The 15,982-nt window shown below is 66.5% G+C and carries 12 protein-coding genes; 7 read left to right on the plus strand and 5 right to left on the minus strand.

Annotated elements, in window-relative coordinates:
- The first annotated feature begins 81 nt into the window (after positions 1-81).
- The gene (gene murA / locus RSE14_RS10775; RefSeq protein WP_324073540.1) at positions 82-1,362 is read left to right on the plus strand and encodes a UDP-N-acetylglucosamine 1-carboxyvinyltransferase; all 1,281 of its coding nucleotides are present in this window, start codon (positions 82-84) and stop codon (positions 1,360-1,362) included.
- Positions 1,363-1,383: 21 nt separating this feature from the next.
- On the opposite strand, the gene RSE14_RS10780 is transcribed toward murA, so the two are convergent.
- From RSE14_RS10780 to RSE14_RS10800, 5 genes are all read right to left on the minus strand, one after another.
- Entirely contained in the window at positions 1,384-2,109 is a 726-nt protein-coding gene (locus tag RSE14_RS10780; RefSeq protein ID WP_324073542.1) for a haloacid dehalogenase type II, read from the minus strand.
- 3 nt (positions 2,110-2,112) lie between these two features.
- Positions 2,113-3,549, minus strand: coding sequence for a glutamate synthase subunit beta (locus RSE14_RS10785; RefSeq protein WP_324073544.1), 1,437 nt, complete (start codon positions 3,547-3,549; stop codon positions 2,113-2,115).
- Between the two features lie 23 nt (positions 3,550-3,572).
- Positions 3,573-8,213, minus strand: a complete 4,641-nt coding sequence (gltB, locus tag RSE14_RS10790; protein WP_324073546.1) for a glutamate synthase large subunit — start codon at positions 8,211-8,213, stop codon at positions 3,573-3,575.
- A 265-nt stretch (positions 8,214-8,478) separates the two neighbouring features.
- Complete coding sequence (locus RSE14_RS10795) at positions 8,479-9,456, minus strand: hypothetical protein (protein WP_324073548.1); 978 nt, start codon at positions 9,454-9,456, stop codon at positions 8,479-8,481.
- Positions 9,457-9,463: 7 nt separating this feature from the next.
- Positions 9,464-10,696 (minus strand): TIGR04063 family PEP-CTERM/XrtA system glycosyltransferase, encoded by a 1,233-nt coding sequence (locus RSE14_RS10800; RefSeq protein ID WP_324073549.1) that lies wholly within the window; start codon positions 10,694-10,696, stop codon positions 9,464-9,466.
- Between the two features lie 91 nt (positions 10,697-10,787).
- On the opposite strand from RSE14_RS10800, the gene RSE14_RS10805 reads away from it, so the two are divergent.
- The 6 genes from RSE14_RS10805 to RSE14_RS10830 all read left to right on the plus strand — a co-directional run bounded on the left by RSE14_RS10805 (position 10,788) and on the right by RSE14_RS10830 (position 15,973).
- Positions 10,788-11,024, plus strand: a complete 237-nt coding sequence (locus tag RSE14_RS10805; protein ID WP_324073550.1) for a hypothetical protein — start codon at positions 10,788-10,790, stop codon at positions 11,022-11,024.
- A 9-nt stretch (positions 11,025-11,033) separates the two neighbouring features.
- Positions 11,034-12,416: a DUF5935 domain-containing protein gene (locus tag RSE14_RS10810; protein WP_324073551.1), complete on the plus strand. Its 1,383-nt coding sequence runs from the start codon at positions 11,034-11,036 to the stop codon at positions 12,414-12,416.
- 112 nt (positions 12,417-12,528) lie between these two features.
- Complete coding sequence (locus RSE14_RS10815; protein ID WP_324073552.1) at positions 12,529-12,978, plus strand: MaoC family dehydratase; 450 nt, start codon at positions 12,529-12,531, stop codon at positions 12,976-12,978.
- Between the two features lie 131 nt (positions 12,979-13,109).
- Positions 13,110-14,291: an acetyl-CoA C-acyltransferase gene (locus RSE14_RS10820; RefSeq protein WP_324073553.1), complete on the plus strand. Its 1,182-nt coding sequence runs from the start codon at positions 13,110-13,112 to the stop codon at positions 14,289-14,291.
- Positions 14,292-14,402: 111 nt separating this feature from the next.
- Positions 14,403-15,011, plus strand: coding sequence for a LysE family translocator (locus tag RSE14_RS10825; protein WP_324073554.1), 609 nt, complete (start codon positions 14,403-14,405; stop codon positions 15,009-15,011).
- A gap of 95 nt (positions 15,012-15,106) precedes the next feature.
- Positions 15,107-15,973, plus strand: a complete 867-nt coding sequence (locus RSE14_RS10830; RefSeq protein ID WP_324073555.1) for a sterol desaturase family protein — start codon at positions 15,107-15,109, stop codon at positions 15,971-15,973.
- Positions 15,974-15,982 lie beyond the last annotated feature (9 nt).

The following is a 15,982-nucleotide window of genomic DNA, read 5'->3' on the forward strand; positions in this document are numbered from 1 at the left end:
TGCCTGCGCAAGGTCAATCGCTTGTTGGCGCTTGGCGCGCGCCATGTTGCGCGAAAGGCACTTTTCGCTAAGGCTGGCGGGATGGACAAACTCATCATTCGCGGCGGCAACCGCCTTTCCGGCTCGATCCCGATTTCCGGCGCCAAGAACGCAGCCCTGACGCTGATCCCCTGCGCGCTTTTGACCGAGGAGCCGCTGACGCTGCGCAACCTGCCGCGGCTGGCGGATATCGACGGGTTCCAGCACCTGATGAACCAGTTCGGGGTCACCACGGTGATCCAGGGCACGCGTCCTGAAGATTTCGGCCGGGTGATGAGCCTTGAGGCGACCCGCATCACCTCCAACGTCGCGCCCTATGATCTGGTGCGCAAGATGCGCGCTTCGATCCTTGTGCTTGGGCCCATGCTGGCCCGCGCGGGCGAGGCGACCGTCTCGATGCCCGGCGGCTGCGCGATCGGCAACCGCCCGATCGACCTGCACCTGAAGGCGCTCGAAGCCTTCGGCGCGAAGATCGAGCTGGCGGCAGGCTATGTGCGGGCGATCCAGCCCGATGGCGGGATGCCGGGTGGCGATTTCGACTTCCCGGTGGTGAGCGTCGGCGCGACCGAGAATGCGCTGATGGCCGCCGTGCTGGCGAATGGCACCAGCCGGTTGTTCAACGCCGCGCGCGAGCCGGAAATCGTCGATCTGTGCAACATGCTCGTCGCGATGGGCGCGGAGATCGAGGGGATCGGCACCTCCAACCTCACCATCCACGGCGTGAAGCGCCTGCACGGCGCGACCTACCGTGTCATGCCTGACCGGATCGAGGCCGGCTCCTACGCCTGTGCGGCGGCGATCACGGGCGGCGAAGTGCGGCTCGAAGGCGCGCGCGCGGACGAGATGATGGCGACGATCCACGCCCTGCAAGCCATCGGCTGCGACGTGACGTGGGACGCCAAGAGCATCACGGTGGCTGCGAACGGCCCGCTGAAGGCCACCAACCTCACCACCGCGCCCTATCCGGGCCTTGCCACCGACATGCAGGCGCAGCTGATGGCGCTGCTGTGCAAGGCCGAGGGCGCGAGCGTGCTGAAAGAGACGATCTTCGAAAACCGCTTCATGCACGTGCCGGAACTGGCGCGCATGGGGGCAGACATCACCACCGAAGGCCGCACGGCGATCGTGAAGGGTGTCGACCGCCTGACCGGCGCCGAAGTCATGGCGACCGACCTGCGCGCTTCGATGAGCCTCGTCATCGCCGCGCTGGCTGCGGAAGGCGAGACGACCGTGCGCCGGCTCTACCACCTCGACCGCGGTTACGAGCGGCTGGAGGAAAAGCTCCAGCTGGTGGGTGCGGATATCGAGCGGGTGGACGATTGAGCTAGTCGAGGCCGCGTGGCCTCAGCAGCCCAGCATGTCGGCTAGCTCGGTCAGGCTCGTCGCTGACCATTCCCACGTTTGCGCGTGATGCGCATCGGGTGCGGGTGCGCCGCCATATTCGTCCGGGCGGTCAACATAGGCAGTCATAAGCCCGCAGGCGCGCGCGGCGGCAAGATCGCCGTGATGCGCAGCGACGAGGCATAGCTCGCCCGGCGCGATGCCGAGGACTTCGGCGGTGCGCAGATAGGCCTGGCGGTCGGGCTTGTAGAACCCGCTCACCTCCGCGCCGAGGATCGCATCCCACGGCAGGCCCGCCCGCCGCGCCATCGCCAGCAGCAGCGCGATATTGCCGTTGGAAAGCGTGACAATCGGCAGGCGCGTCTTCAGCCGGGTCAGTCCCGCGACCGTGTCGGGCCACGGATCGAGCCGGTGCCACGCGCGGTTCCAGTCGGCCAGCAGATCCTCATCGAGGCCCGCCGGATCAACATCGCGCTCGCGCAGGGCCGCTTCGAGCATCTCGCGGTGGAGTACGTCGAGCACCTCGAAAGCGCGGCCCGATTTGCGCATCCCGATCATCGCCGCGATGTATTGCGCCCGCCATGCATCGGCGAAGGCCGCCGCATCGATATCGCCCCGTCCGATGGCCGCGAGAAAGCTTGCGGATTCGCGCGTGACGCTGGTGCGCCAGTCAACGACCGTGCCGAAGACGTCGAAGGCGAGCGCCTTGGGAAGGGGCGGAGCGGACATGCCTCAGCGCGGCAGTTCGCTAACCCCCATCAGCGCCTCATCGACGCTGCGCGCACACTGGCGGCCCTCGCGGATCGCCCAGACGACGAGGCTCTGCCCGCGCCGCATATCACCGCAGGCGAAGACGCCGGCTTCGCTGGTGGCGTAGCTTTCCGTGTCGGCATCGACATTGCCGCGCCCGTTGAGCGTCACGCCTGCCTGTTCGAGCAGCCCGGCCTTCTTCGGCCCGACAAAGCCCATGGCGAGCAGGATCAGATCGGCCGGGATGGTGAATTCGCTGCCCGCGACTTCCTGCATCTGGCCGCCGATCCATTCGACCCGCACACATTCGAGGCCGGTCACCGTCTCGCCGTCGCCGATCACGCGCTTGGTCAGCACGGCCCAGTCACGCTCCACGCCTTCCTGATGGCTCGACGAGGTGCGCAGCTTGAGCGGCCAATCGGGCCAGGTCAGCGCCTTGTCTTCCTTTTCGGGCGGCTTGGGCATGATTTCGAGCTGGGTGACGCTCTTGGCGCCCTGCCGGTTCGAGGTGCCGACACAGTCGCTTCCCGTATCGCCGCCGCCGATCACCACCACGTGCTTGCCGGTGGCGAGCAGCGAGCCGCGCGGGGCGGCGCGCAGTTCGTCGTCACCTGCGACACGCTTGTTCTGCTGGGTGAGGAATTCCATCGCAAGGCGCACGCCCTGCATCTCTGCGCCGGGGATCGAGAGCGGCCGCGCATCTTCCGCGCCGCCGGCCAGCACCACCGCGTCGAAATTCTCCTTGAGCGAGGCGAAGGAGATGTCGACGCCGACTTCCTTGGAGGTTTTGAAGGTCACCCCTTCGGCTTCCATCTGGACGCAGCGCCGGTTGATGAGGTGCTTTTCCATCTTGAAGTCGGGGATGCCGTAACGCAGCAACCCGCCGACGCGGTCGGACTTTTCGAAGACGGTGACCGAATGGCCCGCACGCGCCAGCTGCTGCGCGCAGGCGAGTCCCGCTGGGCCGGAGCCGACGACGGCGACCGACTTGCCGGTCTTGGTTTCGGGCACCTTGGGCGTGATCCAGCCTTCCTTCCACCCGCGATCGACGATGGCGCATTCGATCGACTTGATGGTCACCGGCTGGTCGACAATGTTGAGCGTGCACGCCGCCTCGCACGGGGCGGGACAGATGCGGCCGGTGAATTCGGGGAAGTTGTTGGTGGAATGGAGCATGTCGAGCGCACGCTTCCAGTCCGCCTCGTAGACGAGGTGGTTCCAGTCCGGGATGAGGTTGTTCACCGGACAGCCGTTATGGCAGTAGGGAATCCCGCAATTCATGCAGCGCGAGGCCTGCCCCGTCAGCGTCGCATCATCCGGCTGGACGACGAATTCGCGGTAGTTCTTCAGCCGCTCTTTCGGATCGTGATAGTCCCGCTCGCGGCGGTCCAATTCGAGAAATCCGGTTTCCTTGCCCATGTCTCAGTCTCGTTCCTGAAGTCTTATTCCGCTGCGACGCTTGCGGCTTCGTTGCGTTCCGCTTCGAGCTTTTGCAGCGCCTTGGCGTAGTCGCGCGGCATCACCTTGACGAAGCGGGTCAGCGCCGCGTCCCAATCGTCCAGCAGCTCGCCGGCGCGCTTGGAGCCGGTGTGGAGCTGGTGGCGCTCGACGAGGATGCGCAGCCGCTCGGCATCGTGACGCAGCATGTCGCCCATGCCGAAGTCGTTCACCGAGCGCGGACGCTGGGCCGGGCGGCCCGTCCCGTCCTCGGCATCCGGCCCGGCCGAAATCGGCAGCAGATCGACCTGCGCGTGGTTTACGAGGTTCGTGAAGGCCCCGTCCGGATCATAGACATAGGCGACCCCGCCGCTCATGCCCGCCGCGAAGTTGCGCCCGGTCTTGCCAAGCACGACCACCACGCCGCCGGTCATGTATTCGCAGCCGTGATCGCCGGTGCCTTCTACAATCGCGATGGCGCCCGAATTGCGGACCGCGAAGCGTTCACCCGCGACGCCGCCCAAATAGGCCTCGCCCGCGATGGCGCCGTAGAGCACGGTGTTGCCGACGATGATATTGTCCTGCGCCGCGCGCGGAGCCTCCGCCGGCTGGCGCACGATGATGCGCCCGCCCGAAAGCCCCTTGCCGACATAGTCGTTGGCATCGCCCACCAGATCAAGCGTCACCCCGTGGGCGAGCCACGCGCCGAAGCTCTGTCCGGCCACGCCGGTCAGGTTGATGCGGACCGTGTCGGTCGGCAGGCCTTCATGCCCGTGCGCCTTGGCGATCTCGCCCGAGAGCATCGCGCCGACCGTGCGGTGGACATTGCGGATCGGCAGCGCGATCTGCACCGGCGCCTTGGTGTCGATGGCGGTGCGGCAATCGGCGATCAACCGGTTGTCGAGCGCGCCTTCGAGCCCGTGATCCTGCGTGCCGATCTGGCGCAGCGATGCGCCTTCGCGCAGCGGCACGCGGTGGAGGATGCGGGCAAGATCAATGCCGCGCGCCTTCCAGTGACGCTCCATCCGGTGGGTGTCGAGCAGGTCAACCCGGCCGACCATCTCGGCGACCGTGCGGATACCCAGCTCGGCCATGATCTGCCGCAGTTCCTCGGCGACGAAGAACATGTAGTTGACCACGTGCTCCGGTTGACCGGTGAAGCGCGCGCGCAGCACCGGATCCTGCGTGGCGACGCCGACGGGGCAGGTGTTGAGGTGGCACTTGCGCATCATGATGCAGCCCGCCGCGATCAAAGGCGCGGTGGCAAAGCCGAACTCGTCCGCGCCCAGCAGCGCGCCGATCGCGACATCGCGCCCGGTGCGCAGGCCGCCGTCGACCTGCACCGCGATCCGCTCGCGCAGATCGTTGAGCAGCAGGGTCTGCTGGGTTTCGGCCAGGCCGATTTCCCAGGGCGAACCGGCATGGGTCAGCGAGGTGAGCGGCGAAGCGCCCGTCCCGCCGTCATAGCCTGCAATCGTCACATGGTCCGCGCGCGCCTTGGAGACGCCCGCCGCGACCGTGCCGACGCCGACTTCGGACACCAGCTTCACCGAAATGCGCGCCACCGGGTTCACGTTCTTCAGATCGTGGATCAGCTGAGCGAGGTCTTCGATCGAATAGATGTCGTGGTGCGGCGGCGGGGAGATGAGGCCCACACCGGGCGTCGAGTGCCGCACCGCGCCGATGCGCTTGTCGACCTTGTGCCCGGGCAGCTGGCCACCCTCGCCGGGCTTGGCACCCTGCGCCATCTTGATCTGGATATCGTCCGAATTGACGAGATATTCGGTGGTGACGCCGAAGCGGCCCGAGGCAACCTGCTTGATCCGGCTGCGCATCGAATCGCCGTTTTCCATCGGCTTGAAGCGGAACGGCTCCTCCCCGCCCTCACCCGTGTTCGAACGCCCGCCGATGCGGTTCATCGCGATTGCCATGGTCGAGTGCGCCTCGTGGCTGATCGAGCCGAGGCTCATCGCGCCGGTGGAGAAGCGCTTCACGATCTCGCTCGCCGGTTCCACTTCGGAAAGCGGGATCGGCTTGTCGGCCTTCCTGAATTCGAGCAGGCCGCGGATCGTCAGCAGGCGCTCGGACTGCTCGTTGATCGACTTGGCGAACTCTTCGTAGTTCTTGGGATCGTTCCCGCGCACCGCGTGCTGGAGCTGGGCGACGTTCTGCGGCGTCCAGGCGTGCTCCTCGCCGCGCAGGCGATACTGGTAGATCCCGCCGACATCGAGCATCCCGTCATAAAGCGGGTTGTCGCCGTAAGCCTGCCCGTGGCGGCGCAGGGCTTCCTCGGCGACTTCCGTCAGGCCGATGCCTTCGATGGTGGTGGCGGTGCCGGTGAAGAACTTCTCGACGAAGGCGGTGGACAGGCCCACCGCGTCGAAGATCTGCGCACCGCAATAGGACTGGTAGGTCGAGATGCCCATCTTGGACATGACCTTGCGGATGCCCTTGCCCACGCCCTTGATGAAGTTCTGCTGCACCTTGGCCGCCGGCATGTCCGGGTGACGCTTGGCGCGCAGGGCTTCGATGGTCTCGAAGGCGAGATAGGGGTTGATCGCTTCGGCGCCATAGCCTGCCAGCACGCAGAAGTGGTGGACTTCGCGCGCTTCGCCGGTTTCGACCACGAGGCCGGTCTGCATCCGCAGGCCCTGCCGCACGAGATGGTGATGCACCGCTGCGGTGGCGAGCAGCGCGGGCATGGGCACACGGGCTTCGCTCTGCCCGCGATCGGACAGGACGAGGATGTTGTGATCCTGCAGCACCGCTTCGGTCGCCGCCCAGCACATTTCCTTGATCGCGAGCGCGATGCCTTCTGCACCGGTGCTTGCGTCCCAGGTGATGTCGATGGTGGCGCAGCGGAACGCGCCGTCGAGCGCTTCCTCCACCGAGCGGATCTTGGCCAGATCGGCATTGGTGAGGATCGGCTGATCGACTTCAAGCCGCTTGTGCGTGCCCGCATCGCGGCCCAGCAGATTGGGGCGCGGGCCGATCATGCTGGTGAGGCTCATCACCAGTTCCTCGCGGATCGGATCGATCGGCGGGTTGGTGACCTGCGCGAAGTTCTGCTTGAAATAGTCGTAGAGCAGGCGCGAACGGTCAGACAGCACCGCGAGCGGCGTGTCGGTGCCCATCGAGCCAATCGGATCGTCCCCCTCGACCGCCATGGGCTCAAGGAAGCGGGTGATATCCTCCTGCGTGTAGCCGAAGGCCTGCTGGCGCTGGAGCAGCGTGCCTTCCTCAGCCGGGATCGCGGCGAGTTCGGGCACGACATCGGTGATGTCTTCGAGCTTGTACTGCGCCTGATGCAGCCATTCGGCATAGGGCTCGGCATTGGCGAGATCGGCCTTGAGCTCGTCATCCTCGATGATGCGGCCCTGATCGAGGTCGATCAGCAGCATCTTGCCGGGCTGGAGGCGCCACTTGCGCACGATGTCCTCTTCGGCAAACGGCAGCACGCCGCTTTCCGATGCGAGGCAGACGATATCATCCTTGGTCACGCAGAAGCGAGCGGGGCGCAGGCCGTTGCGGTCCAGCGTCGCGCCGATCTGGCGGCCATCGGTGAAGCACACCGCCGCCGGGCCGTCCCACGGCTCCATCAGCGCGGCGTGATACTCGTAGAAGGCGCGCCGGGCAGGGTCCATCAGCGGGTTGCCGGCCCAGGCCTCGGGCACGAGGATCATCATCGCGTGGGCGAGGGAATATCCGCCCGCGATCAGCAGTTCCAAGGCATTGTCGAGGCACGCCGTGTCCGATTGCCCGTGCGGGATGATCGGCCACATCTTGTCGAGATCCGGCCCGAGCAGCTCGCTTTCCATCGTGCGGCGGCGGGCGTTCATCCAGTTGACGTTGCCGCGCACCGTGTTGATCTCGCCATTATGGGCGATGAAGCGGAACGGGTGGGCGAGCTTCCAGCTGGGGAAGGTGTTGGTCGAGAAGCGCTGGTGCACGAGGCCCAGGGCCGAGACGCATTCGGGATCGCGCAGATCGTCGTAGAAGCTGCCCACCTGTGTCGCCAGCAGCAAGCCCTTGTAGACCAGCGTGCGGGTCGAGAAGCTGGGGATGTAGGTTTCCGTCACTCCCGGCAGGCCGTGCTTTTCGGCCAGCTGCGCGAGCGGGTTCTGCACCTGCTTGCGGATGGTGAGGATCTTGCGCTCGAAGGCGTCCTGATCGGCGCAGTTTGTCCCGCGCGCGATCACCGCCATCTCGATCACCGGCATCGAGGCGATCACCGCCGCGCCGAGGCCTTCGCTGGTGGTCGGCACAAGGCGCCAGCCGATGAAGCGCTGGCCTTCCTTGGCGGTGAAGGTCTCCATCCGCTCCTTGACGAAGACGCGCGCGGCCTCGTCCTGCGGCAGGAAGCACATCGCCACGGCATAGTCGCCCGGCTGCGGCAGATCATGGCCCGCGTCCTTCGCCCAGCGGCGGATCAGCGGATCGGGAATCTGGATGAGAATCCCGGCGCCATCGCCCAGCAGCGGATCGGAACCGACAGCGCCGCGGTGATCGAGCCGGTCGAGAATCTCGAGCGCCTGCGCGATGATCGCGTGACTTTTGTCCCCCTTGATATGCGCGACCATCCCGACGCCGCAGGCATCGTGTTCGTTACGGGGGTCATAAAGACCCTGGGAGACGGGGTATCCCATGGCAAAAGTCCGATCTGTCAGATGCCGACAAGCGCGATGCTGGCGCGTGCCTAACGGGCGCAAGGCGGCGATTATTCCGGACAAGCCTCGCCGCAGGCGGCCTGCCTTGCCCGGTTTCGGCCCCCTCATGCCGACAGGAAGCGGTTTTGGCAATGGGTTTGGGTGAAGTATTATTTCTCGCAGAGGTATTCAAACTATCAATTGATTGCGCTCACCGCATCAATTAAACCAGCCACTTGCAGGTTTTGCGGGAATCAGGCGGGCCTCAGGCGGCCCCGCGCAGTTCAGCCAAGCGGCTGAGCGCCGCGCGCAGCGGTTCGCTCTGGCCTTCGCCTGCGCCCTCGCGGCTCAAGGCGGCGAGCGCCTTCAGCGCCTCGGCCAGTGCGGCGTCGCGGCCGGCGAGGTCGACCGGCTGGGCGGTCTGGCCCGGCGCAGCCGACTGGTGTTCGTGCAGCGCGGCGGCGAAGCGCTCGACCATCTGGATCATGCTGAGTTCGCTGGTCGGCACGGCGCGCAGGCGCTCGATCGCGCTGGGGTTGAGCGGACGCGGCGCAGGGCGGCGCAGGTCGGCCACTGGAGGCGGGGCGGGCCGGGGCGCGGGCTCGGGCTCGGGTGCGGGTGCCACGGCAAAAGCCGGAGCGGGGGCTTGCGCGGGCGGGGCAGCAAGCTCGGCCTCGGGCTCATCCTCGGCCGGCTCTTCCACCCACACCGCATTGCGGCCCGGAAGCGCGCCGAATTCGGCGAGATCGAGTTCAAGCGGGGCGTCGGCTGCGCGCTCATATGCCGCTTCGGCTTCGTATTCTGGGCGGAAGCGCGGTTCGGACGCGGCAAAGGGGATGGTCTCGACCGGCGCATCAAGGCTCGCGCTGCCGAGATCGGTAAGAGGGTCGATGGTGCGCACCTTGCGCACCGCGCGGGCAGCGATCGACGGCGTGTTCTTGGGGTTGCGGCGACTGACGCTGATCGTTCCGGCGAGCACCAGCATGACGATGCCCCCCACCATGGCGGCGAGGCCTGCAAGCGCGAAGCGGCCCGTGCCGCCAAGTTTGCCCATGCCGATCCGTGCGGCCGCATCGAGCACCAGATCAACCGGGAGCGCCATCGTCACGAAGAAGCCCAGCATTGCGCCCCACAGGGCCAGAACCGTGCCGAACAGCGGATGGGCGCGCAGCGGCTGGCGCACACGTGCGGGCGCCTTGGCGCGCTTCTGCTGTGCTTCCTTGTTCTGCCGCCCGAATGCCATCGGCTCACTATCCTGCTTTGCGTCGATGCTCACCGGCTAGCAAGAGATGGTAAACAGACAGATAATCGCGCGCATTTGCTGCCCAGTCATGGCGGGTGCGGACATGGGCCACGGCGCGGTCCTTCATCGCGTCCCAGCCCTCGCGCGCGGCGATCAGCTGGCCAAGGGCGGCAGCGCAGGCGGCGGGATCATCAGGCGCGAACAGCGTGCCCGTCTCGCCATCGGTGATGAGTTCGCGGTGTCCGCCGACGCTCGATGCCGCGACGAGGCGGCGGTGGGCCATCGCTTCCAGCGGCTTCAGCGGCGTGACGAGATCGGTAAGGCGCTGCCCTTTGCGCGGATAGGCGAGCACATCCACCAGCGAATAGTAGCGCTCGACCTGCGTGTGCGGCACGCGGCCGGTGAAGATCACGGCCTCGGGCTCGGGCAGGGCGGCAGCGGCGGCGCGCCAGGCGGCGTCCATCGGCCCCGCGCCCACCAGCAGCAGCCTTGCCCCCGGGTGCGACTGGCGCAGGAGCGGCATGGCGGCGATCAGATCATCAATGCCCTCATAGGCATAGAAACTGCCGATATAGCCGATCACCGGAGCGCCATGGGCAAGGCCGAGGTCGCGTGCGAGGTTCTCGTCGCGGCTCACCGGCTCGCCGAACAGCTCCAGATCGACGCCGTTGGGCATGATTGCGATGCGATCGGCAGGAATGCCGCGGGCGACCAGATCATCCTTGAGGCCGTGGCAGATGGTGAACACCGCATCGGCCTGCCGCACCACCCGCGTCTCCAGCGCGCGGGTCAGGCGGTATTTGAGACTGCCTTCCGTGCCGGACAGATTGCCGACCGCCGCATCCTCCCAGAAGGCGCGGATCTCGTAGACGAAAGGCACGCCCAGCGCGCGGGCGGCGCGGCTGGCGGCGGCGCCGCACAGGGCGGGGGAGTGGGCGTGGATGATGTCCGGCCGCCATTCGCGGGCGAGGGCGTGGATCGCCGCATCCAGCGCCTCGATCTCGCCCAGTTCGCGCAAAGGCGGGGGGCCTTCGGGCAGGCCGGGGGTGCGGTGGAAGACAAGCCCGTCGGCCTCCTCGGGCGAGGGACCGGCGGGGGCTTCGAGGTTGTGCCGCTGGCCTGTGATGCCGCGCACCTCCAGCCCGTGGCCCGCCTGCGCCTTCAGGATCGCGCGGGTGCGGAAGGTGTAGCCGCTGTGGAGCGGGAGCGAATGATCAAGGACGTGGAGAACGCGGGTCATGGGCCAAGGCTGTAACGCAGCCGTGCTTAACGCCGCGTCAACTGCCTGCGGCGTATGACGCCAGCCTGCGCCCCCTTGGAGCCCCGTTTCGATGATCGACTATTTCGCGCTTGCTCTCGGCCATGGCCTGATGGCCATCGCACTGCTGCGGCTGGTGCTGCGCGAGGATTGCGATGCCGATCCGCTGATCGAAACGCTCAAAGCCGATATCGCCGCCGACCGCATGGCCACCAGCACCGCCGGCCGCAACGCCGCGCGCCGGGCGCGGACGCAGGAAGCGGAAAACGAAGACGAGAGCGATCCCCGCGCTCAAGTGGCGAAGCGGTAGCGCACAAAAATGCTCGATCTCGTCTTCCTTGCCTTCATCGGCTACGTCCTGCTGCTCGGATTGAAGCGTCCGTTCCTGTGGGTGCTGCTCTATGTCTATATCGACATTCTCGCGCCCCAGCGGATCGGCTATTCGCTGATCGCCACTCTGCCGGTTTCGCTGATCGCCTTTGCTGCGGCCTTTGGCGGCTGGCTGGCGCTGGATCGCAAGGAGGGCGGGCGCTTCACGGTGCGGCAGGGGCTGATGCTGGCGCTGCTGGTCTATTGCTGGTGGACCACCGGCCACGCCGATTTCCCGGCCGATGCGGCGACCAAGTGGGACTGGGTGTGGAAGGCGCTGCTCTTCGCGATTTTCCTGCCCTTCACACTCACCACCCGCGCCCGGATCGAAGGGCTGGCGCTGATGCTGGTGCTGGCGATTGCTACGATCGTGATCGGCACCGGCATGAAGACCGTGCTGGGCGGTGGCGGCTATCAGAACCTCAAGTTCTTCGTGAACGACAATAGCGGCGTCTATGAAAGCTCCACGCTGGCGACGGTTGCGATCGGGCTGATCCCGACGATCTGGTGGCTCGTGCGCCACGGCACGATCTTCCGTCCGCACTGGACGGTTACCGCCTTTGCGGTCGCTCTGACCTTTGCCTGCCTGATGGTGCCGATCGGCACCGAGGCGCGCACCGGCCTCTTGTGCATCGCCGCGCTCGCCGTGCTGCTGCTGCGCTATACCAAGCGGCGGTTGGTGTTCGTGATCGGCGCAGGGGTGCTGGGCCTCACCGCTCTGCCCTTCCTGCCGCAGTCCTATTACCAGCGCATGGCCACCCTTGCCGAACCGGGCGGGGATGAAAGCGCCTCGACCCGCGTCGCGGTGTGGGAATGGACGCTCGATTACGTCGCGCAGAAGCCCCTTGGCGGAGGGTTCGATGCCTATCGCTCCAACCGCTTCACCTATGTCATGCCGGTCAAGCAGGTGAACGGGAACACCACCACGGTCACCTATCAGGAGGTCGAGGACAAGGGCCGCGCCTTCCACTCCTCGATCTTCGAATTGCTGGGCGAACAGGGCTGGCCGGGGCTGATCATCTGGCTGGCGCTGCATGGCCTCGGGCTGTGGCAGATGGAACGGATCTACCGCCGCTGGAAGGGTGCCAAGGACGAGGCCGAAGCGTGGATCTCGCCGCTGGCCGCCGCGCTGGAGATGGGCGCGCTGATCTATCTCGTCGGCGCGCTGTTCCAGGGGATCGGCTATCAACCGGTGATGCTGATGCTGGTGGGTCTGCAGATCGGGCTCGCCACCTATTGCGCGCGGATCGATTCGGTGCGCGCCGGGCGCGAGCGCAGCCGCAAGCGGCGCGAGGCGATCGCCACCAAGATGGGCGGTGCCGTAGCGGCATAGCGCGCCGCGATTCTGGCCCGTTGCGCTCCCCCTGATGATGCGCCATGAAGCGCCCCGCACAGACGCACGGAGGGCACGGGATCCCGCCGGCTGCATGAAGAGGAGGAGCCCCATGAACGCACAGGAATTGGCCGCCAAGGTCGGCGAAGTGATCGGCACCAGCGACTGGGTCGAAATGAGCCAGGAACGCATCAACCAGTTCGCCGAGGCGACCGGTGACCACCAGTTCATCCACATCAACGAAGAGATGGCCAAGATGACCCCGTTCGGCGGGACCATCGCGCACGGCTTCCTGACCTTGTCGATGATCCCCTATCTCGGCGCCCAGGGCGGCGCACCGCGGGTCGACGGCGTGAAGATGGGCGTCAACTACGGCGGCAACAAGACGCGCTTCATCGCGCCCGTCCGCGCCGGCAAGCGCATCCGCGGCCACTGGAAGCTGATCGAGATGGTCGAGAAGCGCCCCGGCCAGTGGCAGCAGACCTGCGAAATCACCATGGAGATCGAGGGCGAGGAAAAGCCCGCGCTGATCTGCGAGTGGATCACGCAGTTCTTCATCTGATTGCGATTTTAGATTGATCGTCATCCCGGCGCAGGCCGGGGCCCAGAGCCGCAAGCTCCGCTTTTGTCGTCACTGGATCCCGGCTTTCGCCGGGATGACGGCTGCAACACAATAACAAGGATACCCCCATCATGGCACGTGACGCCGTCATCGTCTCCACCGCCCGCACGCCGATCGGGCGCGCATACAAGGGCGCTTTCAATGCCACCCCCGGCGCCACGCTGGGCGCGCTGAGCCTTGCCCCCGCGATCGAGCGCGCCGGTATCGAAGCCGGCCAGATCGACGACGTGGTGTGGGGCGCGGTGCTGACCCAGGGCACCCAGTCGGGCAATATCGGCCGTCAGGTCGCGCTGCGCGCGGGCTGCCCGGTGGGCGTTTCGGCCCAGACCATCGACCGCCAGTGCTCTTCGGGCCTGATGGCGATCGCCACCGCGGCCAAGCAGATCATCGTCGACAACATGGATATCGTCGTCGGCGGCGGGCAGGACTCGATCTCGATGGTGCAGACCCCCGAGATGCGCGTCGCCCCTGATCGTTCGCTGATCGCGATGCACAAGGACGTCTACATGCCGATGCTCGGCACCGCCGAGACGGTCGCCAAGCGCTACAATGTCAGCCGCGAGGCGCAGGACGAATACGCCTACCAGTCGCAGATGCGCACCGCTGCCGCGCAGGCCGCCGGGCTTTTCGATGCCGAAATCGTCCCCGTCACCACCACCATGAACGTGATGGACAAGGAGACGAAGGAAGTTTCGCAGGTCGAATTCACCCTCACCAAGGATGAAGGCAACCGCCCCGAAACCACGCTTGCCGGCCTCCAGGGCCTCCAGCCGGTGATGGGGCCGGGCATGAACATCACCGCCGGCAACGCCTCGCAGCTGTCGGACGGATCCTCGGCTGCGGTGCTGATGGAAGCCAAGCTCGCCGAACAGCGCGGGCTCCAGCCGCTCGGCCGCTATGTCGGCATGGCGGTCGCCGGCACCGAGCCCGACGAAATGGGCATCGGCCCGGTCTTCGCGATCCCGAAGCTGCTCAAGCAGACCGGCCTCAAGATGGACGACATCGGCCTGTGGGAGCTGAACGAGGCTTTCGCGGTGCAGGTGCTCTATTGCCGCGACACGCTCGGCATCGACAATGACATCCTCAACGTCAACGGCGGCTCGATCTCGATCGGCCACCCCTACGGCATGACCGGCGCGCGCTGCACCGGCCACGCGCTGATCGAAGGCAAGCGCCGCGGGGCGAAGTATGTCGTCGTCACCATGTGCGTGGGCGGCGGCATGGGCGCGGCCGGCCTGTTCGAAGTGTTCTAAGCCGGAATACCCCATTGGTTATGCAGCGGCGCGGGGGCGGGCTCCCGCGCCGTTTGCTTTATGCGCCGCCCGCGCTAGGCAGGGGGTGAAGCGCAACCGTAGGAGGCCGCCTTGGATCTTGTCGGCTTTGCTCTTGCCGTTTTGCTGATCGAGCTGACGCCCGGGCCCAATATGGCGTGGCTCGCGGGCCTTGCCGCCACCGAGGGCCGCCGGGCCGGAATGTCGGCCGTGGCAGGCGTGGCGCTCGGCCTGCTGGTCAACGGCGTGCTCGCCGCGCTCGGCCTTGCCGCGCTGCTCAAGGCGGTGCCGCAATTGTGGAGCGGCCTGCAATGGGCGGGGGCGGTGATGATGGTGTTCCTGGCGATCGAGGCATGGCGGGGTTCGCCGCGGAAGGAGCCCCGGCTGGCGCAGGACGGCCTTCACCGCCGCGCATTCCTCACCGGCGCGCTGATCAACCTGCTCAATCCCAAGGCCTATATCTTCTTCCTTGTGGTTGCCCCGCAATTCCTCGGCGGCGAGGTGCTGAGCCTTGCCAATGCCGTCACGCTTGCGGTGGTGAGCACGGCCATCGCGACCGTGATCCACATCGCCCTCGTGCTGGCAGGGGCCCGCGCCTATGCTTGGCTGTCCAATCCCCGGCGGACTGTATGGGCGCGGCGGGTGTTTGCGGTGATCATGCTGGCGGTGGCCCTGTCCTTCCTCCTCGCCGACATTGGCTGAGGCGATCTCGACGATCTGCGCAAGATGGCGTATTTCTTGCGCCGCGCGCGCCATTCAGGGAGAATGGCCATGCCAACCGCTCTGGGGATCGTCCGGTGAAACAGTCGCTGATCAATCTGCTTCCGCCCGCCACGCTTGCAGCCGTGGTGGCGTTCTGGGGTCTTGCCCCGGCAGCCTGGGTCGAGGCGCCCTGGACCATCGCCATCGTCGGGCTGGCGGTGATCGCCTTCGTGCAATTGCTCGAACTGGTGTTCGAACGCCACGAGGGCTGGCGCATCAACCGGCAGGAACTGGTGACCGACGTGTTCTACGTCGCCTTTGGCTACACCGCCGTCGGCTTTGCCAGCGAGGCGCTGGTCCATTCGCCGCTGCGCGCGCTGAAGGATAGCTGGGGGATCGCCACCCCGTGGCTCGAAGCCAGCCCCTTCCTTGTGCAGGTGGCGGTGGTGATGTTCACCTTCGAGCTCGGCCAGTACTGGATGCACCGCGCGATGCACAACTGGACGCCGCTGTGGCTGACCCATGCGCCGCGCCATCACGTGACGCAGCTGAACGCGATGAAGGGCTTCATCGGCAATCCGATCGAGCTGTTCCTGATCAGCATCGGCATCAACGCCCTGCTCGATGTCGATCTGAACGCCCTGTTCGCCGCGATCACCGGCGGCGGTGTGATCGCGACCTATGCCCATGCCAATGTCCGCGCCAACCCGCCGATCTGGTACAGCTTCTTCTTCACCACCATCCGCCACCACAGCCTGCACCACACCGCGCTGAGCTATGAAGACACGCGCTGCAATTACGGCAACTCGGTGATTGTCTGGGACCGCCTGTTCGGCACCTTCAAGGAAGGCGAGAGCGAGGTCGTGGGACAGGATGATCGCAAGCGGCTGTCGATCAAGGAGCAGTGGCTGTTCCCGCTGCGCCCGTGGCTTGAAAAGCGTGAGGGCGCGGCAGAGGGCTGAGGCGCGCCT

Source organism: Erythrobacter sp. (assembly GCF_035194505.1).
Taxonomy (GTDB): domain Bacteria; phylum Pseudomonadota; class Alphaproteobacteria; order Sphingomonadales; family Sphingomonadaceae; genus Erythrobacter.